We start from the raw sequence: 22,900 nt of genomic DNA on the forward strand, positions 1-22,900 counted from the left end.
CATCGGCAGGCTTAAAAGAACACAACCAGAACGACGCAGTATGAACGTTTCCGAGTCACCGGCATTTATCGATTTCGAGGCCTCCAGCCTGGACCTGATCGCCAGCTACCCGATCGAGGTGGGCGTCAGTCTGCCGGATGGAACCCTCCACAGTTGGCTGATCGCCCCCCACGTGCTTTGGCAGGACTGGTCGGACAGCGCCGAGGCCATCCACGGCATCAGCCGCGACACCCTGTGCCGGGAAGGTCACGAGGTGCGGGACGTCGCCCATGCCCTGAACGAGCTGTTGGGCGATGCGGTGTACTGCGATGCCTGGACGTTCGACAGCTTCTGGCTGCACCGCCTGTTCCGCGCCGCCCGCATTACGCCGACGTTCGTGCTGGAGTCGGTGTCCTCCATCCTCGACACCCACCAGGTGCAGTTGTGGGCGGAAGTCCGCCAGCAGGTGATCGAGTCCCTCGGCCTGCCGGTACACCGGGCGGCCAACGATGCCCTGATTCTGCAGGAAACCTGGCGCCGGGTGATGGATCAGGGCGCACACCGCAAGGCGGAAGTTCGCGCGGCGCGCTCCTGAGTCCCGGAATTCAGTGCTTTTTCGCCTGCAGGCGCTGGGCGACGACCTCAATCACATCCCCGGCCGTATTCAGCGTCCAGAAGGTCACCAGCGCCATCAGCGCGGCGCCTAAGGCGGTAAACGTCACGTCCGTTCCGACGACCTGACTCTTGGCCAGAACAAAATAAAGGGCCAGTGCCACGACCAGCAGTACTTCAATGACGATGTGGGATTTCAGTTTGACGATGCGGCCTGTGTCGTCGGACATGATGTTCTCGGTTTCACCTCGGTTTTGTGAGTTCAGGAATTGCCGGGCCAACACCCGGTAAGATAGTGTCCTAATTATCGCGCGCGCGCCTGAATAGGGCTGTACGAGGAACTCAGTACGCAACAACCGAGAGGGGAGCGTACAGGTAATACCAAGGATAAAAACGGGGATAAAAAAAAGACGCAGCCAAGAGGCTGCGCCATTAAAGGAGAGATTCATCATACCAACCCATCGTAGGTGGATAAGGGCTGATGAAATGCACAACGTAAACACGTGACAACATGCAGTATGGCGCCGGGAGGCCCTGTTATCTGTACGGGATTGCCGCAAACGGCCTCCCGGGCGGGGCTGGCGGGACGCGGACACAAAATGCCCGCTTCGCCCTATTGCAAAGTCCCCATGAACGGATAGACTGGCAACAGGTGACAACGGACAACCGTTGGCCGGCACCAACAGCGCCGGTTCAGACAGAGACAGCGACGAGTGATTGCATTGAATCGAAGCAAAGCCGAATAACCGACGAATCCCCGCAACCGGGCGATTCGCGGTGCGAATCTTCCGGTGGCAGAAAAGCCCGGAAGCACAATGATTCCGGGCTTTTTTTATGGTTTCGATTCAGCAACCCAGTGGAGAGGTCAGCCTCAGATGTACGGACAACCGAAGCTTGCAGTCAACCGCGAAGGCGCGGATCAGGCCCTGTACCAGGCGGGCATCCACGCCATTGTCATGCGCATGTTCTAACGGCTTCCCCAAACCCGGAAGCCGTTGGGCGACCGGGCCGAGATTCTCTCGAACAACCCCGGTCGCCCTGATCGGGGTTTGTTTTTTTGCACGCGCGATAGAGCAAAAAGGAGAGAATGATGAGAAAGCACCACAACCGCCCCGGCCCGCAAACCAAAGCGAATCCTCAAGGCGCCCTGCGCCGTCCGGCCAAGCTGCCGCTGCTGGAGGCCATCTGCAAGAAGCTCAACCAGCGCGTCAACCTGGACAGCGAACAGAGCGTTCTGGGTCTTTACGAGCGCGGCTGGATCTTCAATGGCGTGATCGCCACGATGGACAGCCAGGAGGCCCGCTATGTACGCGCCCTGGCCACCAAGTACAATTCCTGGATTGCCCGTCAGGTCGCCTGACCGCGGGTACGGGCACTCAGTAGGGTGTTGCAAAAGCGTCGCGAGCGATAGCCAGACAAGGCGAAAATCGACGAAAGAGCGCAGTTTACGGGCTGTAAATGAGCACCTTGAGGCGATTTTCAACGCCGTATGGTTGAGCGCAGTAGCTTTTGCAACACCCTCTCAGCCGTCAGTGATGGCGGCTGATACCTCGCAGGGCGTCACCTTCCCCGCCGTGAACCATCACGTAGTTGTTCACCACATCCTGAATCTTTTCCAGTGAATAGGGCTTGACCACATAGCCGTTGGCGCCGGCGCTGATCGCGCGCTGGATACTGTCGATGGAGTCGTCCGCAGTCACCAGGACGATGTGCTGCTGTTCGTTGGCCGCCTTGAATTCCTGCATCAGCTCATGGCCGTCCATGTCCGGCAGGCCCAGGTCGAGCATCACGATATGAAAGCTGCTTTCGGCAAACTGCTTGCGGGCACTGGCGGCATCGACACAATCCACCACCATGGTGGCGCCGGTCTGGTGCAGCATGTCCTTGAGCAGTTCGCGCATGGTCGGCTCGTCTTCGACCACGAGGACTCGCAGGTTTTCCATTCTCAATTCCTCTCAATAGGCATCATTCGTTTCGGCACCGGGTTACTCGCCGTTCGACGTCCGCCGCGGGATAACCAGGGGAGTGGGCGACGCGGATCGTCCGGCTGAAGACGACCGGGCCGCAGAGCCCCTCGTGTCGTCGTCCTCGCCGCCACGCAGCAGCAGGTTGCTGATGGAAATGGCCGTGGTATACAGCGAAATCGCCACGATCAGCAGCACCGGCTGCAGGAAGGCCACGAAACCGGGGACCTTGTCGCCACCGACAATACTCAGGATCAGGATGATCGCCGGCCCCATCACCAGGAACAGGGTCAGCGCAATGAAGAAGACGATGCGTTCCTTGTAGCGCCCCAGATCGCGATTCATGACCAGTCCCAGTACGAACTTGCCGATCGCCAGTCCGGCCAGGATCGCCGAGGCAATGCTCAGGTCCGGGCGCAGCAGCACCTCGGTCAGCTCGCCGTCCCACATCCGTTGCATAATGATCACCAGGAACGGGAACAGGACAAACAGGACGTCGGCGTAGGTCCCGAACATGGTGTTGAGAGACGGCGCTTCGTTGTTTTGCTTCTCGTCCACGACTAACGATCCTCAGTTGGCATCTCGGATGCGTAACGGCGGCTGGCGACCGCCTGGCGCATCAGGTTGATGAGTGTATCAGACTGTTCAGTGGCCTGACCGGTGTCCCCCCGCTTGATGGCCCCTTCGACCACCCCGGCCTGCTCGGTCATCAGCGGATAGCCCATGGCGCCGGCGGTGCCCTTGATCTGATGGGCCTGGTTCTGCAGGGTCGGCCAGTCGGCATCCGCCACAGCGGTTTCCACGATACGGATCCGCTCGGGTAGCCCGTCCAGGAACTGCGACACCAACGCCCGGATGCCCTCGCTCTCCTGACTGGCCGCTGCCGTCGCACCGCTGGCCGACAGGTAGCGGGCCAGCGTGGCGCCCAGGTGCCCGTTGTCGATCGGCTTGTTCAGGACGCCATCGCAGCCGGCGTCCACCAGCTCCTCGATTTCCCGCTGATCCCCGGCGGTAAAGGCGATAATCGGGCGCCGGAAACCGGTCTGACGCAGCATCCGGGTGGCGGCAGGCCCGTCCATATCCGGCATGTGGCGATCCATCAGCACCAGATGCACCGTTTTCGCCAGGGCGATCTGGACCGCCTCCCGGCCTGACGTCACGGCGATCACGTCGAGTCCGTAACGGCCCAGCAGGCGCTCCACGAGTCGGCGGTTGTCGTCGTTGTCTTCGGCCACCAGCACCGTGCCTTCGTACTGCTGGTCTTCCGCCGGCGTGGGCCACTCGTCCAGGGTCAGGTAACGGGCCAGGATTTCATAGAAGCGGCGTTTGTCGATGGGCTTGGCCAGATGATCGGTACAACCGGCACGGCGATAGTCCTCGATGTCCTCGGCCATGACGTTGGCGGTCAGGGCGATGATCGGCGTGTTGATCCCCGCCTCGCGCAGGGCCGCGGTGGCGTCGCGACCGTTCATGACCGGCATCTGGATGTCCATCAGGATCAGGTCGAAGGAACCATGGGTGGCCGCGTCCAGGGCTTCCGCGCCGTTGCTGACATGCACGATGTCCGCGCCGGTCCGCTGCACCATGAGTTCCACCAGTTTGCGGTTGACGTCGTTGTCCTCGGCGCACAGGATCCGTCCGCTCAGTCGCGGCGCCGTGACCATCGGCAGCAGGCGCCGGCGCTGGGTCAGTTCGGAGGCATCACGCAGCAGATGCACGCCTTCCAACGGCCCGGTGGCAATGGTGACTTCGAATTCGCTGCCCTCACCGTAGACGCTGTGGACGGCGATCGAGCCCCCCAGCAGTTCCGCCAGCCGCTTGGAAATGCTCAGGCCCAGGCCGGTGCCGCCATACTGGCGGGCAATCGCGGCGCTGCCCTGGGCAAACGGATCGAACAGGCGCTGGAGCTGTTCCGGCTTCATGCCGATGCCGCTGTCCACCACCCGGGCGACCAGGGTCTCGGTGTCCCGCTGGCAGCGAATGGACAGCGAGATCGATCCCTTTTCTGTGAATTTCAGCGCATTACCGCACAGGTTGATGATGATCTGCCGGAATCGGGTCGGATCAGTCCGGATCTGTTCGGGCAGGGGGAAATCGCAGTGAATCCCGAACTCGATGCCTTTTTCCCGGGCCCGCGGCACAAAGAACGCACGCACTTCGTCCAGCAATTCGGGCAGGTCGACGGTCAGGATCTCGACGTTCAGCTTGTTGGCGTCGATCTTGGAGTGGTCGAGGATGTCGTTGACCAGATCCAGCAGATGGCGGCCGCTGCGCACGACGGTCTCGGCGCTGTTGCGCTTCTCCTCGCCGTCCAGCTCCGGATCCAGCAGGTTCTCCCCGTAGCCGATGATCGCCGCCAGCGGCGTGCGGATCTCGTGACTCATGTTGGCCAGGAACTGGCTCTTGGCCTCGGCGGCGTTGCGGGCCAGCTCCTTTTCCATGCGTTCGTTTTCGCGCTCTTTCTCGATCACTTCACGCTGCATGCGCTCGGTGATGTCGATGCAGGTGCCTTCCAGGTGGATCGGCTCACCGTCGGCGTCATAGACGGTGTTGAGCGAGACGTTGAGCCAGCGCTCCTCGCCTTGCGGGGTGAAGCAACGGGTCTCCATGCCCTTGGCGCCACCGCTCACTTCCAGCCGCTCGATCACCTGCTGGCGCTGGCCGGGATCGGCGAAGCAGGCGGACAGCACGTCCGTCACCTCGCTCATCAGGGTTTCGGCGTCGTCATAGCCTAGCAGTTCGGCCATGGCCGGGTTGGCCGCCAGGAAGCGCCGCTCCAGGGACATCTGGAAAATGCCTTCCACGGCGTTGTTGAACAGCGACTGGTAGCGGGTCAGGTTGGACAGGGCGCGCCGGCTCCAGTCCAGTGCCTCCGCCTGGATCAGCTTGATCCGGTCAGCCAGGGCAAAGGAGAACAGGATGACCTGCGCGGTGAGGCCGATCTGCGGCGAATGGCCGGTGATGTAGTTGAGCGGGAAATAGCCCATCACCGTCAGCGCATAGAGCCCCACACCCGCCAGGGTGCAGGTCCAGGCGAAGAAATAGGTACGGGCCGCCGGATTGAAGTGCCGCCAGGCCCAGTAGCTGACCAGGATCATGATAATGGACAGACTGATCGAGCCGATGACCGTCCATTCCATCGCAATGTGATAGGGCATGAATAGGCTGAGCATGAACGTCAGCACCACGCCGCCCAGACAGACCCGCATGGTCTTGTCCAGCTCCGGAGCACGCTGGGGCAGTTCCAGCAGCTCCCGCGCCATCTGGATACCGAAGAACCAGGTGAGCAGGATCTGGTAGTGCAAGAAGTCCTTGTCCAGGAACCAGGGCCTATGGTCGAACAGCTGCAGGCCGTGGACCTGCTCGGTCGCGATGAACAGCGTGGCGAACACCAGGTACAGCACGTAATAGACGTTACTGCGCTCGCGGACCGACACCGCCACAAACAGGTTGTAGGCCAGGATGGCCAGAATGCTGCCCAGGAAAATCCCCTGGATGGTCTCGTCCACCGCCACCTTCTCCACATAGGCGTCCGGTGACCAGAGGGTCAGCGGCAGGCGGAAGGTGTTGGCGGTCTTGACCCGCAGGTAGATGCGGACCTTTTCGTCCGGATGCAGGGTGAGCTTGAACACCGGGTTGGGCACCAGCAGCTCGCGGTCCGCCCAGTCGGCGGTGTAGCCCAGCTCCCGTTCGTCGGTCAGGGTGCCGTCGCGGTAGACGTGGACGGCCACGTGGTCCACCAGCGGCAGGCTCAGCTCGAGGATGCGCTCGACCGGCATGTCGCCGGTGTAGTTGAGGTCGAAGCGGGCCCAGTAGGCGGATTCGGTATAACCGAAGTTGAGGATACCGCCGTCGTGCTTGCGGAAATCACCGGCCTGATCGCGCTGACGCACGTCCTCCAGGCTCAGCTCGGCGCTGGGATCCTCCAGGTACCAGAGGCAGGATGCCAGATCCACCTGGTCCCGGCCCGGATCCACCCGGACAGGCACTTCATGGCAGGCCGGCTGGGCCGCCAGCGCCGGAAACGACGCCAGCAGGGCCAGGGCGACAATGATCATCCGGAAAAGCGTTGCGGAGTAACGCGCCGGATGCTGATTGGGATACCGCAAAATGTGATCTCCGAGCGGGCAGGCACCCACGATTTCCGCTATCGTGCGGGATCGTTGGGCCGGGCTTTGTGATGTTATTGGATGAGCCCACTTCCTTAACCCAACTTTAGCGCGTTATCGGCATCTTCGCACCTGGGCAGCCTCTATCGAGTGCCTCCATGTTAACGGTGTTCGCGGCAAGGAATCCTGTAATGGCGACAGACAAGACGTTTTTGGCCCTGCTAGCCAGCCTGCTGGTCCTGGCCGGTTGCGGCGGTGGGGACAGTAACGGCGATGGCGGCAGCACGGCGGACTGCGGTTCCCAGTACAACCCGGCCAGCAACGTGCTGGCCAGTTTCAGCAGTTTTGACGTCAACGAACCGGAACGACTGGACTATCACATGTTCCGCGACGTGATCGCCGGCGTGCAGCCTGCCAACGACGGCGATGCCTACGGTCAGTCGGTCGCCGAAGACGTGTTTTCGGAAACCGCCCACTTCAACGGCGGCAGTCCTTCCAGTGGCGCCAGCGCCTATACCAGCGTGCGCAATCCGCTGGACCTGATCAACCTGGTGATCGGCGAAGGCACCATCAACAATTTCAACGTCGGCCGGCGCTATATCAGCACCTGCATCGATGCCGGCAATGCGGCTGATTACAGCAACAAGGCCAGCAGTACTGAAGATAAGCCAAATCGAATCGTGTTTAGTGAGGATGAAGGACAAAAGGAAGTTTATTACTACCCTGTTCTTCGCTGGGTCTACTCTCCAGATGAGGCTGACAAAGTCATTCGGGTGGCACAGTACCGGGGTTCCAGTGATAGCTGGCTGGACGGGGCAATCGCGGGTGCGCAATTTGATAGCAAGACTTTCTCAGCCATCGGTTTCAATAACCCCGAACTACTCACTGCATCATTTACTGCTAGCAACAACGAGGAACGATTAAGCCTTCAACAAGATTTCATCGATCTTGACCGGGACGAATGGATCCGCAGCAGCAGCAATACGTTCGACTTCGCTGACCAAACGGGCGTCGACTGCGCCCGCGTGGTGCTTGATTACGCCGAGCAGACCGCCGAGGTCTTCACCTCAACCTGCAGCCTCAGTGGCTCGGACTGCGACGACCCGGCGAAACGGGAGGCGCAGTACACCAGGACGCAGGACTATTGCGGTAACTTCGATGACGGGACAGGGAACAGCTATGCGACGCAAGCGGTGCCCGAACGCCAGTAAGCACGTCCGGGGTGCCGACGATCCGGTTCAGTTTGAGCGGTGACTTCTGCCGACCTGATTGCCCATCCCCCAGGTCGACATGAAGCCCTTCTTTCGATCGATCATCCTCTCGTAGGTGGCGATGATGATCGCAGTATGGGGCGCGCGGCTGCGGCGCAGGGATTCGATACGTTCTTCCAGGTCCGCCACTTCCCGGTTCAGGCGTTCCTGCAGGTGTTTGCGGACGCTCTCGTGACGGTTCAGGTTGGGCTGATGCGGGTGGCGTGGGCCACTCTGGTCAGGCAGGTCGGTTTCTTTCAACATGGGCTCTCTCATCCTTGAGTCGTTCAGCGACGTTATCATAACGCTCCGCGTACCCGGTGTGGGCTCCTCACATCCATGGAACCCGCATGCGGCAGGGCTTTATTGTGCACAACCCGATCAGGATCCGCAACAAAGTATGAACATAGGTTCATTTTACGGCCATAAACGCAGTCTACAGATCCTTACGCTCATCCTCGCGCCTGCTATTCTGGAATGCAACCCTACGTCTGACCGGAGCCTGACATGACCGCACCGTCCGTCGCCGATACCCTGCGGGAATACCTGTCCCTGCTGGAACTGCTGGATGACGCCTACTGGGAAGCGAGCACCATCCAGCACAAGGACCTGCTCTACGACATCATCAGCATCTTCCATCAGGAAGTCTCGGAGCTGAACAAGCTGAGCGTCATGGACCACCACTATCCCTACGAGGTGATCACCGAAGGCATCCGGCGGGTGATTCCCAAGCTGCACCAGCTGGAAGAACGCCAGGACGAGGTCATCCAGCGCACCCAGACGGTCACGGATTTCAAGGAAGTGCAGTCCTCCGTGCTGGCCATCCTGGAAGCCCAGCTGGACGACGTCTGACGCGGATAAGAGTCGGCAATCCGATCAGGCCACCACCCGACGGGCTTCTCCGGGGTGACGCGGGAACTGTCGACCGACGGACCACAGGAAGCGGGCCAGGGCGGGCAGGTGATGGGCGACGATCGGCAGGCCGGTGTTGACCAGGCTGACCGAGATGTCCCGGGATGGATCGGCCCAGCAGAATTTATTGATCAGCCCCACGTGCCCGAACGCTTCACGACTGTCCGGCCCCCATAACCCGACCGGGTTGCCCCCCAGCATGAAACCGGCGCTGAACCGCATGGGAATCATCAGGGTCCGGTCGATCTGGGGGGAGCCGAACTGCTGCACCGCCCGCCGGATCGTCTCCGGCTGGCAGATCCGCTGCCCGTGCCACTCGCCGCCGTTGAGCATCATCTGGAAGAAGCGACTCATCTCTTCGGCGGTACCGCACAGGTTCGCCGCCGGCACCACGGTTTCCTGGAACTGCGGATCGTTGACCACGGTTTCGATGGTGGCCATGTCACCGCCCAGCGCCCGACGCAGCACCCAGGACACCGGAAACACCGGGTTCGGACCGGTGGCGTAGTTCGAAGCCAGCTCCGACAGCTTTTCCCGGCGAATGCCGTAGGTAAACCATTGCATGCCCAGCGGCTGACGGATGTGGCGATCAAGGAAGGCCTCGATGGATTCCCCGGTCACCGTTTCCAAAACCCGCTGCAGGACAAAGCCTCCGGTAATGGCGTGATAGGCGAGCTTGGAGCCGTCCACTTCCACCGGCACCGCGTCGCACAGGATTTTCCAGATGGCGTCCCGGTCCCACAGGGTCTCCAGCGGCGTCTCCCGGGGAATGGCCGGAATGCCGCCGCGATGGGACAGGACCTGGTGAATGGTGATGGTGCCCTTGCCGTTGCGGGCGAATTCCGGGCAGTAATGGCTGACCGGATCGAGCAGGTTGATCCGCCCCTGTTCGGCCAGGATATGCATCAGCAGCGCCGTCACCGCCTTGGAGGCGGAGAAATAGCAGATCGGGGTATCGGTGGTCATGGCCACTCGCGGCGCATTCCGGCGATCCCGGGGGCCGTTACCGTGGGCGTGGCCGATCGCCCGATGCAGCACGACATCGCCCCGGTAGCGCAGGCACAGCTGCATGCCGGGGTGAACGCCGGTCCGGTACAACCGCTCCACCGAGTTCCAGATACCGCCAACCGCATCGGCGTTCAGACCCAGTGACGCCGGCGCCACTTCGGCCGCGTGATCGATGTGGGTGACAGCAGCCAGGTCCCGGGGAATGACACTGGTGTTGAAAGCGCGACGGGTGAGTTTGTTCATGGGCAGATATCCTCGTGGAGGGCGACAGCGGTATCCGCGTTCTTGTCGTTGTCAGGCACCGGTGCTGGACGGCCGTCCATCACCATCAGGAATGATGATACATTGCCCCGGACGCCCGCTGCGATGCCAACCGGTATGCAATGCGGGCCAACCCACAGAATGGAGTTCCCATGACGCCCCTGCTCTACGCGCTGTGTGTCGCCGTTGTGATCGCCCTGGCCGCCTGGCGCCTGTTCTTCTATCGCCGGGCCCGGAGGCAGCGGCTGGCCGCGAGCGCCTTTCCCGCCGAGTGGGCGCGCTGGCTGGAACGGGACATGGCACTCTACCGGCGACTGCCCGGGCCGGTCCGGGAGCGGGTCCACACCGGCACCCTGATCCTGATGGACGAGTTGGAATTCTACGGCTGCAACGGCCTGGAACTCACCGACGACATGCGCGTCCTGGTGGCCGCCCACGGCGCGCTGCTGGTGTCCGGACTGTCCATGGATTACTACGACAGCCTGCAGGCCGTGCTGATCTACCCCGACGCCTACCGGGCGCCCACCCACCATCGCGAAGGGCCGGTGGTGGTCGAGGGCACGGACACGCGGTTGGGCGAGTCCTGGGGAGAAGGTCGGGTGATCCTGGTGTGGGCGACGCTTCAGGCCGAGGCGGCCGATGAGTGGGCCGCCAGCAATGTGGCGCTGCACGAATTCGCCCACCAGCTCGATCAACTGGACGGCAGCTCCGACGGGGCACCGCCGCTGCATTCCGGGGAGCAGGCCCGCAACTGGCAGGCGGTGTTCAGTGACGCCTGGGAACGCCTCAAGCACGAGGCCCGCCATGGCGATACAGTGCTGGATCCCTATGGCGCCACCAATCCGGCGGAGTTCTTCGCCGTGGCCACGGAAGCGTTCTTCTGCGATCCGGAGGCGCTGCGTCACAGCGAGCCCCGGCTGTACGAATGCCTGAGCGGGTTCTATCAGCTGTCGCCGGCGGAGTGGGCCACACAGACCTGATTGCGCCCGGCCCGCTTGGCCGCGTACATCGCCTGGTCGGCCGCTTCACAGATGGCTTTGACCCCCTGCCCGTGTTCCGGGTAGATCGCAACACCCACACTGATCGACAGCGGCACGTCAACGTGATCGTTGATCCGGATGGGCTGGCTGGCCACCATCCGGCGCAGGCGCTCGGCCGTCTCGCGGGCTTCCGGCAGGTGATGCTCCGGCAGGATGACCACGAATTCCTCGCCGCCGTATCGCCCGACGATATCCACCGCGCGCACGGAATCCAACAACTGCTCGCTGACCCGGCGCAGCACCTCGTCGCCGCCGGCATGGCCGTGGGCGTCATTGACGTCCTTGAAGTGATCCAGGTCGATCCAGAGCACCGCCACCGGCCGCTTGTAGCGCTCGGCCCGGACCAGTTCCTCGCGCAGTCGCCGTTCCACCTCACGGCGATTGAACAGGCCGGTCAGGGCGTCGTGGGTGGCCAATCGCGCCAGCTCCTCTTCCAGCGCCTTGCGGTCACTGATGTCGAGGATGATGCCTTCCAGCATCAACTGGCCGTCCACTTCCACACTGCGGCCTTTCTCCCAGACCCAGATGCGGCTTCCGTCGCGCCGGGTGAGGCCGTATTCCAGCGCATAGGGCTCAGCGTTGCCGATGGCCTGTTCCACCGCCCGGGTACTGGTTTCGTTGTCCGCCGGATCGATGAGGTCGGCAAACGCGACCGTCCGGTTGTTGATCAGTTCGTCCGGCGAGTAACCCGTCAGCGAACGGCAGCCATCGGACACGAATTTCATGGTCCAGGATTCGTCGAACAGGCAGCGATAGGTCATGCCCGGCAGGTTGTCCATCAGGGTCTTGAGCTGGCGTTCGCTGTCGTGGGCCAGATTCTCCATCTGGCGCTGTTCGGTGAGATCCTGGCCAATGGTGATGGCACCAGCCACTTCGCCGTCCGGCGTAAAGAAACGCCGGGAATTCCAAGACATGGCCCGCAGCAGGCCCTGCTTGGTCTGGATCCGGCTTTCAAAACCGCTCAGGTCGAGCCCGTCACGGATAATGGATTCCGCCAGCTCCAGCACGTGAGCCCGGTACTCGTCATCCGGATATAACAGCCCCCACATGGAATCGGAGTGCAGCACCTCATCGCGGGTGTAGCCACTGATCCGCTCCGCCGCCTTGTTCCAGATCAGCACCCGGCCGGCGGGGTCGAGCACGTTGATCCAGATGCTGGCGTTGTCGATGATGCTCTCACGGAACTGGCTCAGATCGTGGATGGCTTCCGCCTGTTCGTGGTTGACGGCCAGCATGCGTGCATAGCGGCGAAACTGGTGGTAAATGAGGGTGAACAGGAAGAGGGATGTCACCAGGACGAACCCACAGCCTTTCCAGGTCTGGATACTGGTCAGGGTGTCCGGGTTATGCACCATCATGCCCAGCATGCGGTCACTGGCGGCCACCCACAGGGCGCTGAGGATGGCGTAGGCCAAGCAGATCAACAAGGCCCGGCGGAACGGCGAGCCGACTTCCCTGGACGCACTCATCTGATACGGAATCCCTCTCTATCAACGTCCCGTGGGGCATCGTCCAGGTGAAGCCGTCGCTGGCTCCGTGACACTCCCACCATGGAGCCTCTGATGACCACCTGAGACGCCTTCGGATCGCTCAAAGGGACCCCGGGCATTTTAATCGGAGACTCCCTAAGCAACTTAGCCGCTCCAGCGCCGGGCGTCGAGCCGCAAGCCCGTCAAACACCCTGTTTTCACAGCTTTTTGCAGGACAGTCCGATGCGCTACAGCTGCCGGGCCGACAGTTTGCGCAGCCGCCGGCTCCAGCGCTCCTTGGCGTAACGGCGCAGGTTGGCGACGTTGTCGGTCTCATCCATGATCTCCAGTCCCAGGATGGTTTCCAGGATGTCTTCCATGGTGACCACCCCGACCCAGGTATCCATCTCGTCGTAGACCACCGCCATATGCTGGCGTTCGCGCAGCATCAAACCGAACAGCCGCTCGATGTCGGTGCCGGCGCGGACGATCTCCATCTCCCGGGCCACGGTGTCGAGGCGCACGTCGCCGTCCACGTCCAGCACATCCGGCTTATGGACATAGCCCAGGCTTTTGCCGTCGGCATCGATCAGCGGGTAGCGGGTGAACGGCAGGTCCTGGAAGCGTTCACGAAATTCCGCCACCGTGGCATCCGGGCGCACCGTCTGGCACACGGTGCGCGGGGTCATGATCGAGCCCACCGTAATGTCATGCAGGCGCAGGATGTTCTGGATGACCCGGCGTTCGTCCTCGTCCAGCGCCCGCTGGTCCCGACCGATTTCGGTCAGGGCGCTGATTTCGGCGCGCAGGTCCACATCCGCAGCGTCTTCGCCGATCCGCCGTGTGATGAGATTCGACAGCCAGACGAACGGCGCCAGCGCAATCATGATCACCCGCAGGACACCGGGCAGCCAGGGCGCGAGACTGCGCCAGAACTTGGCCCCGATGGTCTTGGGGATAATCTCGGAAAAAATCAGGATGGCCAGGGTCATGATGCCCGACGCCAGCCCCACCCAGGTGCTGCCGAACAGACCCGCCACCTGGGCACCCACGCCGGTCGCCCCGACGGTATGGGCCACAGTATTGAGGGTGAGTATCGCCGCCAGGGGGTCATCCACGTTGTCCTTGAGATGGCGCAGGCGCCTGAAAAGCTCGGGGCGATCCTGCTTGAGGGAGGCAATGTAGCTGGGCGTGACCGACAGCAGGGCGGCCTCCAGCACGGAACACAAGAATGAAAAACCGATGGAAAGAGCGGCAAACAGTACAAGCAGCAGCATCCGGGGTATCCGTTGGCAGCGGAAAAGTCATTCTACCCACGGAGCTGGCGACGATTAAACCGCAAAACGGGGCGCGTCCCTGCGCCCGATGAGATCCCCGAAGACGCCTTTCAGGGAGTAAGCGCGCTCTGACCGTCCGACGCGAGCAGGGGGAGCCGGACACTCCCGTCCAGGACAAGGGAGTAACTGGTCAGATCGCGGGAAAACGCGCCAAGGTACGTGCTGGCATACTGGCCATAGACCATCAGGGCCAGCTTGTCGCCGGGCTGCAGGCGCTCGGCAATGCCGGTCAGCTCGATGTCGTGCTCACCCAGACCGCGCACCGGCTGCACCTGGCCGTCGATCAGTTCCGGCACGCCGTTGCGGATCCGGCCGATACCGACAAACACGATGGCGTCGCAGGTGCCCAGGCCAAGCACCGGATCGCCGTTGTCGAGGCAGGCGCTGTCGAGACCGTCCACCGGGAAGGACAGCGACAGCGTCGCCGTGGGAATGCCGGCAATCACGGCATCCTGGTCCACGGACGTCAGCGGAATCACGGTCGGTAACGGGTTCGGCCCCGCCAGCACCGTCACCGGCAGCGCTGCCGAGAGCGGGTTGTCGATGGGGAAGGCCTCCCCGCCCACGGTCATCGACGGCGCGTTGACCGAATCCCCCGGCGCCAGCGAGAAGCACACCTGGTGGCCGCTGGTGATCACGTTGTCGGCATTGCCCTCGCCACGCAGTTTCTCGTTGAACCAGGCCAGCGTCGCCTGGGTCACATCAATGTCGCCACAGCTGGAGAGCGGACCGGTGCCTTCCGATGGGAATTCGGGCAGCGCCTGAGCGTAGAAATCACCGTTCTCCAGCGTTTCCTGCACCAGCCCGACGCTGGGCGCCAGGTAATGATGGCCGAAGGGATAGGTCAGCAGGCGCACGTCACCACCGGCGGCCGCCATGGTCTTGTAGTTCTCGTAGGCTTCGTTGAGCGGAAACAGGTTGTCGCGCACACCCTGAAACATCAGCACGTCCACCGGGTAGGGCGCGCGCGGCGGCGTCTTGACCACGTAATGGCCGTCACCGGTGATGGGCAGCTGGCCGGTCAGCGGGTCGAGCAGGTAGTCGTCGGTGTTGCCGCTGTCATACAACGCAAGGTCCCGTCCGTTGTCGCTGAAATAGTCCGGGCTGTGGTAGTAGAAGAAATCCAGCGCGGTGTCGGGAATCCGGTTGGTGGCCACGCCTTCCAGCAACGTGGACCGGATAAACGGGTCCATGCTGAAGCCGGTGCCCGCATCGCCCAGGGACGCCAGCACCGCCGCCCAATAGGTTTTCACCACGCCGCCCGGATCGAGGCTGTCGGTCAGGTCGTGCCAGGTGATCTGCGGCACCATGGCGTCCATCCGCCGATCGGGATCCACGTTGTAGAGCATGTACTGGAAACCGCCGCCGTAGCTGCCGCCGACAGCACCCAGCAGCAGGTTGTCATCCCGGTAGGCCAGGTAATCCAGGTTGGCTTCGGCCCAATCGACGATCTGCACCAGGTCCTGGCCGGCGTAATCCGGATCCATCACCCGCACGGTGCCGCCGCTTTCACCATGGCCCCGTTCATCGATGCTGATCACGGTATAACCGGCATCCACCAGCGGCTGAACCGGGGCCAGCGGATCATTGCCCGCTTCGGTCTCGCGGCTGCCGCTGAAACCGTGACTCTGCAGGATCAGCGGATGGTGGTTGCGACAGTCAAACAGGCGCGGTTCGAACACCTGGAACACGATGGCGGCGCCGTCCACCCGAGACGGCATGTCCACCCGATAGCTGCGGTCGCCTTGCAGGTGCTCACCGGTTTCGCAGGAGGCGGCCTCCAGACCCACCGTCGCTTCGGGCAGGGCCCGCTGCTCGTCGGTGGCCGGTTGGGCCGGGGTGGTGGGGGATTCGTTGTCCGATGTGTCGGCGGCCTCCACGTCGCCCAGGACGGCCGAGTCGGAGTCCGAGTCGCCGGAACCACCACCGCCACAGCCGGACAGCAAAAGCAGAAGAAGACTGGCCGTTGTCAGGCCACTGACGTGCTTGTTCATTGGACTGTACCTGTTTGTTGTCTTTATTTTTCAGGTCCCGGCGCATCCTGCCGGATCCCGGACAGTCCCAGACTAATTTGGTACAAATGTACAATTCATTAGCCTTTGTTACACATTGTTACGTCAAGCGAGTCAACTTGTGGACAATTGATCGACAGATCAGGGCGTTGCCCGATCACCAGGAGAGAAACGGCGCCACACTCAGCCCCAGGATCAGGGCGACCGCCAGTAAGGTGGCGAGGATGGTCACTGGCCGGCGCCACAATCGCTGGGCAAAGGACGGCACCTCACCGGCCGCAAGTCGGCGCGCATAGTCGGCTCGCTGGGTATCCTGGCGGGACTGCTGATACGTGGCCAACAGGTCGCGGGCGCGCTCGGCCTCGTCGGCTTCCCGGGCCCAGAAGCCGCCCATGCTGATGCCCCAGCGACTGGGGGGCGTCTCGTAGTAATCCACGTCGTGCTCCTCGAACAGGGCGCGGATCTCGTCCGCCTCGTCGTCCGGGACATGGCGCAGGTTCATCAGGAAATGGGGCATCGGGCGTACTCGAATTCGGGATGACTGTCCGGTCATTGTAACGGCTTCGGCCGAAAAGCGGACGACGCAACGGCGCAGATCCGTGCCGGACACGCTATCATGGCGGATTACCCGGAGACGCCCATGACCGATACCCACAACCCCGCCATCGCCGACACCCGCCGCTGGGTCGAAACCGCCGTGATCGGCCTCAACCTGTGTCCGTTCGCCCGGGCCCCTTACGTGCGCTCTCAGGTGCATTTTGCCGTTACCGAAGCGACGGATGACGAGGGCATCGCCGAGGCCCTGCTGGCCGAAATTCACCAGCTTCAGGCGCTGCCCGCCGAAGAACGGGAAACCACCCTGCTGATCCTCACCGAGGGTCTGGCCGACTTCGACGCCTTCAACGACTTCCTGGGCCTGGCAGACAACCTGCTGGAACACCTGGAGCTCGACGGCACCTTCCAGATTGCCAGCTTCCACCCGGATTATCGCTTCGCCGACACGCCTGACGACGCCATCGACAACTACACCAACCGCTCACCGCTACCGATCCTGCATATACTGAGGGAAGACAGCGTGGCCGAGGCCGCCGAGGCCATGGACGATCCCGACGCCATCTACCGCGCCAACATCGAGCGCCTGCGCGCGCTGGGGCACGACGGCTGGCGGCGGCTCTGGCCATCAAACGCATCGCCGGACCGCCGCTAGCCGCCCGCGTTATCAAGCGGTTACACTCAAAACAACACCCACACCGCCAGACCTGAGGACCCGCCCCGGATGCGCCAACACCCCGTCACGCTGCTACTCGCCTTCGACGATCAGGTCCGGCGTGACCAGGCCCAGTCGGCCGCTTTCCTGCACCGGCGCGACCGGCGCTATGCGCTGAACTGCCAACAGGCAAGCCACCAGCCTTCCGTTGCGGGCTGGCTGCAGCACATCCAGCCCCATCGCACGCCCGGACCGGACGACGATCGCCGGCTGCGCACCTGGCGCCGCGTCTCACGCCTGCTGCTGCCGGCCGGGGCTGTACTGGGCATCCTCACCATGCTGGGCCTGCTGTTCTACGACGGGTCCCAGCAGATCAACGTCACAGTCATCATCGGCTTCATTGCCCTGCAGGGGTTGCTGGCGCTGGGCACCACGATCCAGGCCCTGATCGGCTGGCGCCCCTGGGGACGTTTGCTGAGCCCGCGCCGGGATGCCGACGACCGCCCCACGGCGCTGGATGAACTGCAACCCCAACTGGCAGCCTGCACCGCCCAGCAGACGGCCCTGGTGTTTACCCTGTTCGCCTGGCTGACACTGATGGGGCTGGTGGTGGTACAGGACCTGGCGTTTGGCTGGAGCACCACGCTGCGCGCCTCGGCCGAGACCTATGCCGGCCTGGTCCAGTCGCTGGCCACGCCCTGGCAGCACCTCTGGCCGGCGGCGTATCCGTCGCTGGCCCTGGTGGAGCAGACCCAGTTCTACCGGCTGGGCGAAACCGCGATCAACGAACCGGCCCGCTACGGCGACTGGTGGCCGTTTGTCAGCATGCTGTGGCTGACCTACGCCGTACTGCCTCGCCTGTTGCTGACTCTGTTCGCGCGCACTCACCTGCGCTGGCAGGCCCGGCGACTGCTCCGTCGGCACCCCGGGCGCAGCGCCCTGTGGCACCGTTTTGACACGCCCATCGTGGAATCGGTGGCGGAGGCGGACGACAGTCACCGGGAAGCGGTGTCGCAGCCGGGCAATGCCCTGCACACCCTGCCTCCCGGCCACGCGCTGATCCGCTGGGCCGGCACCGCAACCCACAACGAACCGGCGATCCGCGGATTGCTCGCGCAGCCGGACGCCCCGATTGTCAGCGCCGGCGGCACCCTGTCTCTCGCCGACGACCATGACGTGATCCGCCAACTCGCGGTCGGTCGCGACCCGGTCATCCTGCTAACCCGTGCCTGGGAGCCGCCCACCGGCGAGCTGGCGGACTTCCTGCACGATGCCCGCCGGGCCTGGTCCCGGGAGCGCCTGATCGCGCTGTTGCCAGTGGGCGGAGAAGCGCCGCTGGAACCCGCCAGCAGCGTGCAGCTGGCCCAGTGGCAGCGCTTCGCCGAACGTCAGCAGGACGCCAACCTCTGGGTCTGCCGCCTGCCGGATCACACGGAAGGGGTCCGACGTCATGGCTGATGCCCCGGTCTTTGCCGTCGTCGGCCACCCCAATCGCGGCAAGTCCAGCGTGGTGGCCACCCTGTCCCAGAACGACAGCATCGCCATCGCCATGGAACCCGGCACCACCCGGGAGAGCCACGCTTACCCGCTGACGGTGGACGGCGACGTGCTCTACACACTGATCGACACGCCGGGCTTCCAGCGACCGCGCAAGGTCATGGCCTGGCTGCAGGCCCACAGCGCGTCCGCGTCCGACCGGCCGGACACCGTGCGCGCCTTCTATCTCCAGCATCGGGACGATCCCCAGTTCCATGACGAATGCGAACTGCTGCGTCCGATCCTGGAGGAAGACGCCGGCATCATCTACGTGGTGGATGGGTCCGTGCCCTACAGCCCGGCCAACGAAGCCGAGATGACCATCCTCCAGTGGACCGGGCGACCCAGCCTGGCGCTGATCAACGCCATCGGCCCGGACGATCACAGCGACGACTGGGAAAAAGCCCTGGGCCAGTACTTCCGCATCGTGCGCCGCTTCAACGCGGTCACCGCCCCATTCGACCAGCACCTGGGTTTGCTGCGGGGGTTTGGTCAGCTCGAACACCGCTGGGAAGACCGTCTGACTCTCGCCACCGGGCACCTGCAGGCCCAGCGCCAGCAACGCCGGGACGACGCGGCCGACCTGATGGCCGCGGCCCTGGGTGACATGCTGCAGATGCGGGTCAGCGGACGCGTGGGCGAACACGATGACCGGCGTGCGGTACGCCAGCGGCTGCAGCAGAAGTGGCTGGACGCCCAGCGCCAACGGGAACGCCAGCTGCGCAAGTCCATCGAGGGACTGTATCGCCATCACCGGCTGCAGCGGCAGGAGGACGATCTCTACTGGCAGGACGAGGATCTGTTCAGCGAACACAGCCGGGCCCTTTGGGGCGTCAGCCGGACGTACCTGGCGACCATGGGTTTCGGCGCCGGAGCGCTCGGCGGCGTGGGCATCGACGCCCTGACCTTCGGGACGTCGCTGGGCGCCGGGGCGCTGGTCGGTGGGGTCCTCGGCGCCGCCGGCAGCTATTTCTACGCCGACCGTCTGGCACGCTGGTCACTGGGGCCGCTGCATTCAGGCGGGCGTGAGCTGCGCTACGGACCGGTGGCGGACCTGCAGTTCGGTTACGTCATCCTGGGCCGGGCCCTGAATCACTGGCACCAGATCAGCCACCGCAACCATGCCGGCCGTGGCCCGGTGCAGCTCGACCAGACCGGCGCGCGCTGGCTGGCCCACCTGTCCCGGGACGACCAGAAAGGCCTGCAGGCGATGTTGCAGCGACTGGCCAAAGGCAGTGGCGACGGCCGTGCCGCCAGCCGCTATCGACCGGTGATCCTGGCGGCCATGACGGCGTTCAGCGAATGGCAAGAGGCGTCACTGCACGCTACGATAAATCAGGAATACATTTGAACTGCCTGAATAGGCCATGTTTATACTAATGAGCTTATCCCCAGACTCCCCAAGGGTGATGCAGGCAGAGGCCGCGAGTCGCCTCCAGTCACCCTGAAGGAGTACTCGCCACAAAACGAGGATAGCCTCCAATGAAAATTGTTGACCTGCAAGAAATCATCGGAAGTGACGCTGACGTCTTCGGCCCGGGCGAAAAGCCCTGGAACAGCCGTCGACTGCTGCTGAAAAAGGATGGCATGGGCTTCTCCATGCACGAGACCATTATCCCGGCCAACAGCGAGTTTACCTTCTGGTACAAGAACCACCTGGAAGCCGTCTACTGTGTCTCCGGCAACGGCAGCATCGAAGACCTGGCGACCGGTGAAGTGCACCAGATCCGCGACGGCATCCTGTACGCACTGGATAAGCACGACAAGCACATCCTGCGTGGCGGCACCGAGGACATGCGCCTGATCTGTACCTTCAACCCGCCGGTGAGCGGCCGCGAGACCCACGACGCGGACGGCTCCTATAACCTGCCGGACGACGAGTAAGTCGCCCTGACATCGCCCGCCTGTCCAGCCGGACGGGCGGGCGGCACACCCCCGATATGCCCACCTGAAAGACACGTCCTCGCTCTTCTGAAGGCTTAACGCGACCACCTCAGTTATTGATAATTATTTGCATTTGTTAAAGCGCATTAATATTATTCGCCTTATTCATCAGGCAATAAATTGCCTCCAGCACGTCCGCATGATTGAGGTGTTCATGAGTTTGCATTCCCCGTCCGCCCGCTGGCGGTCCTGCGTTGTTCCCCTGGCCGTCCCGGCTGCACTGTTAAGCGTGGCGCCCATGGCGACCGCCCAGTCCGATGACAGCGACAGCTCGTCACTCAACACGCTGGTGGTTTCCGATACCGCGCTGAAAGTGGCAGCGCCGTTGGTGGAGACGCCCCGCCCCGCATCGGTGGTGGAGCAGGAAGAGCTGAAAGAGCGCAATGTCCAGTCACTGGACGAGACCTTCCGCTATCGCGCCGGCGTGCTGTCCGGCCAGTATGGTGACGACAACGATACGGACTGGTTCAAGGTGCGCGGCTACGACCAGTCCACCTATCAGGACGGTCTGCGCATCTACCGCGAGGGCTTCTATCAGTGGCTGCCGGAAACCTACGGACTGGAACGGGTGGAACTGCTCAAGGGACCGGCCTCGATTCTCTACGGTGAAGCCCCTCCGGGCGGGGTGATCAACGCCATCAGCAAACGGCCGACGGACACCACCCAGGGCGAAATCGTGGTCCAGGGCGGCACCAACAATCACCAGCAGTACGCCTTCGACACCAGCGGACCGGTGGCCGGCAGCGATGACGTTCGTTATCGCCTGGTCGGCCTGTACCGCAATGAAGACGGCGATATCGATGGCACCGAGGACGAGCGCTATTACATCGCGCCCAGCGTCGAGTGGGACATGTCCGACGACACCCAACTGACGATTCTGGCCAGTTTCCAGAAGGACAATGCGGTACCCTACAACGGCTTCAAGCTGGGCTACGGCACCGTCAACGATACACCGTTTGGCAAGGTCGATCCGTCCACCAACTACAGCGAGCCGGATTTCGACACCAATGAGCGCGAGCAGTCCGCCATCGGCTACCAACTGTCCCATCGCCTCAACGACACCTGGACCTTCGAACAGGACCTGCGCTATAGCCAGCTGGACTTGACCCTGCGCTCCAGCTACATCCTGTTCCAGACCGGCCCGCGGACCGGTCAACGTGGCCTGACCTATCGCGACGGCGACATCAAATCCTGGACGGTGGACAACCGGATGGTCGGCAAATGGTTCACCGACCGGACCGAGAACACCCTGCTGCTGGGCGTGGACTACCAGGACCTGGAAAACACCGGCGACGAATACGACGACTACGCGTTCGGCGAGATCGACCTGTTCAATCCGCGGTACGGCACCTACAACCCGGTCGACACCTCGGCGATCGTCAATCGCAAGATCAGCAAGCAGCAAACGGGTTACTACATCCAGGACCAGCTGCGCCTCGATGATCACTGGATCTTCCTGGCCGGCGCCCGCTACGACCAGGCGGACACCGATAACGTGAACCGCACCAGCGGCACCCGGGAAACCGCGGATGTCGACGAGGTCTCCCTGTCCGGCGGCATCATGTACCTGGCGGACAACGGCCTGTCGCCCTACGTCAGCTACAGCGAGTCGTTCCAGCCGATCGTGGGCACCGACAGCAATGGCGATCTCTACGATCCGCTGGAAGGCAAACAGATCGAAGCGGGTGTGAAGTACGCGCCAGACGGGTTGGACGGGTACGTGACCGCGTCCGTCTACCGCATCAACGAAAAGAACTCGCTGGTGACCACCGGCGGTATCCAGTCCCAGGCGGGTGAGCGCAACACCAACGGCTTCGAGCTGGAAGGCGTTGCCTACCTGACGCCGAACCTGCAGGCGACGGCCGCGTTCACCTTCAGCGACACCACCACCGAGAATACCGCCAGCAGCGATGACAAGGTTCAGGCGCCGCTGATTCCGCGGCAGATGGCCTCGGCCTGGCTGGACTACACGCTGGCCCAATGGGTGCCGGGCATGAAAGTGGGCGGTGGTGTGCGTTATGTCGGCAGCACCGAAGACAAGGCCAACGGCTATGAGGTGCCGTCCTACACCGTGTTCGACATGATGGCTCAGTACGACGTTACCCGGCACTGGCGTGTTCAGGTCAACGCCGACAACGTGTTCAACCGCGAGTACGTCGCCAGCTGCGATTACTGGTGTTACTACGGCGCCGAACGCCGGGTGATCGGCAGCGTCAGCTACCGCTGGTAAGTTCTGTTACCGGCCGGAGTACCATGCTCC

General features: G+C 63.1%; 20 protein-coding genes. 10 read left to right on the top strand and 10 right to left on the bottom strand.

Annotated elements, in window-relative coordinates; all coding sequences use genetic code 11:
- Positions 1-40: 40 nt before the first annotated feature.
- Positions 41-574, top strand: coding sequence for a hypothetical protein (locus EB809_RS04560; protein WP_123633633.1), 534 nt, complete (start codon positions 41-43; stop codon positions 572-574).
- Positions 575-584: 10 nt separating this feature from the next.
- On the opposite strand, the gene EB809_RS04565 is transcribed toward EB809_RS04560, so the two are convergent.
- On the bottom strand, positions 585-821 hold the full coding sequence (locus tag EB809_RS04565) for a hypothetical protein (RefSeq protein WP_123633634.1): 237 nt from the start codon (positions 819-821) through the stop codon (positions 585-587).
- An 857-nt stretch (positions 822-1,678) separates the two neighbouring features.
- Here EB809_RS04565 and EB809_RS04570 point away from each other — a divergent pair.
- Complete coding sequence (locus tag EB809_RS04570; RefSeq protein ID WP_223807812.1) at positions 1,679-1,951, top strand: hypothetical protein; 273 nt, start codon at positions 1,679-1,681, stop codon at positions 1,949-1,951.
- A gap of 169 nt (positions 1,952-2,120) precedes the next feature.
- Here EB809_RS04570 and EB809_RS04575 read toward each other — a convergent pair whose 3' ends face one another.
- From EB809_RS04575 to EB809_RS04585, 3 genes are read right to left on the bottom strand one after another with little or no spacing between them, the layout of a single operon-like run.
- On the bottom strand, positions 2,121-2,534 hold the full coding sequence (locus EB809_RS04575; protein ID WP_123633635.1) for a response regulator: 414 nt from the start codon (positions 2,532-2,534) through the stop codon (positions 2,121-2,123).
- Positions 2,535-2,576: 42 nt separating this feature from the next.
- On the bottom strand, positions 2,577-3,071 hold the full coding sequence (locus tag EB809_RS04580; RefSeq protein ID WP_123633739.1) for a hypothetical protein: 495 nt from the start codon (positions 3,069-3,071) through the stop codon (positions 2,577-2,579).
- A gap of 44 nt (positions 3,072-3,115) precedes the next feature.
- Positions 3,116-6,613 carry a response regulator gene (locus EB809_RS04585; protein ID WP_123633740.1) on the bottom strand — a complete coding sequence of 1,166 codons (3,498 nt, stop codon included), beginning with the start codon at positions 6,611-6,613 and terminating at the stop codon, positions 3,116-3,118.
- 242 nt (positions 6,614-6,855) lie between these two features.
- Between EB809_RS04585 and EB809_RS04590 the strand changes: the two genes are divergently transcribed.
- Positions 6,856-7,875, top strand: a complete 1,020-nt coding sequence (locus tag EB809_RS04590) for a hypothetical protein (protein ID WP_123633636.1) — start codon at positions 6,856-6,858, stop codon at positions 7,873-7,875.
- Between the two features lie 27 nt (positions 7,876-7,902).
- On the opposite strand, the gene EB809_RS04595 is transcribed toward EB809_RS04590, so the two are convergent.
- A complete protein-coding gene (locus tag EB809_RS04595) occupies positions 7,903-8,178 on the bottom strand; it encodes a hypothetical protein (RefSeq protein ID WP_123633637.1) in 276 nt (91 codons plus the stop codon).
- Between the two features lie 243 nt (positions 8,179-8,421).
- Between EB809_RS04595 and EB809_RS04600 the strand changes: the two genes are divergently transcribed.
- Positions 8,422-8,766, top strand: coding sequence for a hypothetical protein (locus EB809_RS04600; protein ID WP_123633638.1), 345 nt, complete (start codon positions 8,422-8,424; stop codon positions 8,764-8,766).
- Positions 8,767-8,790: 24 nt separating this feature from the next.
- Here EB809_RS04600 and EB809_RS04605 read toward each other — a convergent pair whose 3' ends face one another.
- Positions 8,791-10,077, bottom strand: a complete 1,287-nt coding sequence (locus EB809_RS04605) for a serine hydrolase domain-containing protein (RefSeq protein WP_123633639.1) — start codon at positions 10,075-10,077, stop codon at positions 8,791-8,793.
- Positions 10,078-10,247: 170 nt separating this feature from the next.
- On the opposite strand from EB809_RS04605, the gene EB809_RS04610 reads away from it, so the two are divergent.
- Positions 10,248-11,075 carry a zinc-dependent peptidase gene (locus EB809_RS04610; RefSeq protein WP_190294820.1) on the top strand — a complete coding sequence of 276 codons (828 nt, stop codon included), beginning with the start codon at positions 10,248-10,250 and terminating at the stop codon, positions 11,073-11,075.
- On the opposite strand, the gene EB809_RS04615 is transcribed toward EB809_RS04610, so the two are convergent.
- From EB809_RS04615 to EB809_RS04630, 4 genes are all read right to left on the bottom strand, one after another.
- On the bottom strand, positions 11,039-12,604 hold the full coding sequence (locus EB809_RS04615; RefSeq protein WP_123633641.1) for a sensor domain-containing diguanylate cyclase: 1,566 nt from the start codon (positions 12,602-12,604) through the stop codon (positions 11,039-11,041). The genes EB809_RS04610 and EB809_RS04615 overlap by 37 nt on opposite strands.
- A gap of 248 nt (positions 12,605-12,852) precedes the next feature.
- Positions 12,853-13,881: a CNNM domain-containing protein gene (locus EB809_RS04620; protein WP_123633642.1), complete on the bottom strand. Its 1,029-nt coding sequence runs from the start codon at positions 13,879-13,881 to the stop codon at positions 12,853-12,855.
- Between the two features lie 110 nt (positions 13,882-13,991).
- Positions 13,992-15,935 carry a CocE/NonD family hydrolase gene (locus tag EB809_RS04625; protein ID WP_123633643.1) on the bottom strand — a complete coding sequence of 648 codons (1,944 nt, stop codon included), beginning with the start codon at positions 15,933-15,935 and terminating at the stop codon, positions 13,992-13,994.
- Between the two features lie 175 nt (positions 15,936-16,110).
- A complete protein-coding gene (locus EB809_RS04630; protein ID WP_123633644.1) occupies positions 16,111-16,470 on the bottom strand; it encodes a DUF6164 family protein in 360 nt (119 codons plus the stop codon).
- Positions 16,471-16,569: 99 nt separating this feature from the next.
- Between EB809_RS04630 and EB809_RS04635 the strand changes: the two genes are divergently transcribed.
- The 5 genes from EB809_RS04635 (at position 16,570) to EB809_RS04655 (ending at position 22,870) form a co-directional block, all read left to right on the top strand.
- Complete coding sequence (locus EB809_RS04635; protein WP_223807813.1) at positions 16,570-17,160, top strand: DUF1415 domain-containing protein; 591 nt, start codon at positions 16,570-16,572, stop codon at positions 17,158-17,160.
- A gap of 69 nt (positions 17,161-17,229) precedes the next feature.
- Positions 17,230-18,618, top strand: coding sequence for a DUF2868 domain-containing protein (locus EB809_RS04640; RefSeq protein WP_123633645.1), 1,389 nt, complete (start codon positions 17,230-17,232; stop codon positions 18,616-18,618).
- Positions 18,611-20,047, top strand: a complete 1,437-nt coding sequence (locus EB809_RS04645; RefSeq protein WP_123633646.1) for a GTPase/DUF3482 domain-containing protein — start codon at positions 18,611-18,613, stop codon at positions 20,045-20,047. Before EB809_RS04640 ends, EB809_RS04645 begins: the two co-directional genes overlap by 8 nt.
- A 131-nt stretch (positions 20,048-20,178) precedes the next feature.
- Positions 20,179-20,580: an ectoine synthase gene (locus EB809_RS04650; RefSeq protein WP_123633647.1), complete on the top strand. Its 402-nt coding sequence runs from the start codon at positions 20,179-20,181 to the stop codon at positions 20,578-20,580.
- A 298-nt stretch (positions 20,581-20,878) separates the two neighbouring features.
- Complete coding sequence (locus tag EB809_RS04655) at positions 20,879-22,870, top strand: TonB-dependent siderophore receptor (RefSeq protein WP_123633742.1); 1,992 nt, start codon at positions 20,879-20,881, stop codon at positions 22,868-22,870.
- The last annotated feature ends 30 nt before the right edge of the window (positions 22,871-22,900 follow it).

Origin of the sequence: Marinobacter sp. R17 (assembly GCF_003789045.1) — a bacterium.
Lineage (GTDB): Bacteria > Pseudomonadota > Gammaproteobacteria > Pseudomonadales > Oleiphilaceae > Marinobacter_A > Marinobacter_A mangrovi.

What these genes read in the sequence shown, in the direction of transcription:
- EB809_RS04625 (WP_123633643.1), bottom strand. Translation starts at nt 15,935, where the DNA reads ATGAACAAGCACGTCAGTGGCCTGACAACGGCCAGTCTTCTTCTGCTT.
- EB809_RS04600 (WP_123633638.1), top strand. Translation starts at nt 8,422, where the DNA reads ATGACCGCACCGTCCGTCGCCGATACCCTGCGGGAATACCTGTCCCTG.
- EB809_RS04635 (WP_223807813.1), top strand. Translation starts at nt 16,570, where the DNA reads ATGGCGGATTACCCGGAGACGCCCATGACCGATACCCACAACCCCGCC.
- EB809_RS04570 (WP_223807812.1), top strand. Translation starts at nt 1,679, where the DNA reads ATGATGAGAAAGCACCACAACCGCCCCGGCCCGCAAACCAAAGCGAAT.
- EB809_RS04605 (WP_123633639.1), bottom strand. Translation starts at nt 10,077, where the DNA reads ATGAACAAACTCACCCGTCGCGCTTTCAACACCAGTGTCATTCCCCGG.
- EB809_RS04645 (WP_123633646.1), top strand. Translation starts at nt 18,611, where the DNA reads ATGGCTGATGCCCCGGTCTTTGCCGTCGTCGGCCACCCCAATCGCGGC.
- EB809_RS04595 (WP_123633637.1), bottom strand. Translation starts at nt 8,178, where the DNA reads ATGTTGAAAGAAACCGACCTGCCTGACCAGAGTGGCCCACGCCACCCG.
- EB809_RS04585 (WP_123633740.1), bottom strand. Translation starts at nt 6,613, where the DNA reads ATGATCATTGTCGCCCTGGCCCTGCTGGCGTCGTTTCCGGCGCTGGCG.
- EB809_RS04640 (WP_123633645.1), top strand. Translation starts at nt 17,230, where the DNA reads ATGCGCCAACACCCCGTCACGCTGCTACTCGCCTTCGACGATCAGGTC.
- EB809_RS04620 (WP_123633642.1), bottom strand. Translation starts at nt 13,881, where the DNA reads ATGCTGCTGCTTGTACTGTTTGCCGCTCTTTCCATCGGTTTTTCATTC.
- EB809_RS04615 (WP_123633641.1), bottom strand. Translation starts at nt 12,604, where the DNA reads ATGAGTGCGTCCAGGGAAGTCGGCTCGCCGTTCCGCCGGGCCTTGTTG.
- EB809_RS04610 (WP_190294820.1), top strand. Translation starts at nt 10,248, where the DNA reads ATGACGCCCCTGCTCTACGCGCTGTGTGTCGCCGTTGTGATCGCCCTG.
- EB809_RS04650 (WP_123633647.1), top strand. Translation starts at nt 20,179, where the DNA reads ATGAAAATTGTTGACCTGCAAGAAATCATCGGAAGTGACGCTGACGTC.
- EB809_RS04580 (WP_123633739.1), bottom strand. Translation starts at nt 3,071, where the DNA reads ATGTTCGGGACCTACGCCGACGTCCTGTTTGTCCTGTTCCCGTTCCTG.
- EB809_RS04630 (WP_123633644.1), bottom strand. Translation starts at nt 16,470, where the DNA reads ATGCCCCATTTCCTGATGAACCTGCGCCATGTCCCGGACGACGAGGCG.
- EB809_RS04560 (WP_123633633.1), top strand. Translation starts at nt 41, where the DNA reads ATGAACGTTTCCGAGTCACCGGCATTTATCGATTTCGAGGCCTCCAGC.
- EB809_RS04575 (WP_123633635.1), bottom strand. Translation starts at nt 2,534, where the DNA reads ATGGAAAACCTGCGAGTCCTCGTGGTCGAAGACGAGCCGACCATGCGC.
- EB809_RS04655 (WP_123633742.1), top strand. Translation starts at nt 20,879, where the DNA reads ATGGCGACCGCCCAGTCCGATGACAGCGACAGCTCGTCACTCAACACG.
- EB809_RS04590 (WP_123633636.1), top strand. Translation starts at nt 6,856, where the DNA reads ATGGCGACAGACAAGACGTTTTTGGCCCTGCTAGCCAGCCTGCTGGTC.
- EB809_RS04565 (WP_123633634.1), bottom strand. Translation starts at nt 821, where the DNA reads ATGTCCGACGACACAGGCCGCATCGTCAAACTGAAATCCCACATCGTC.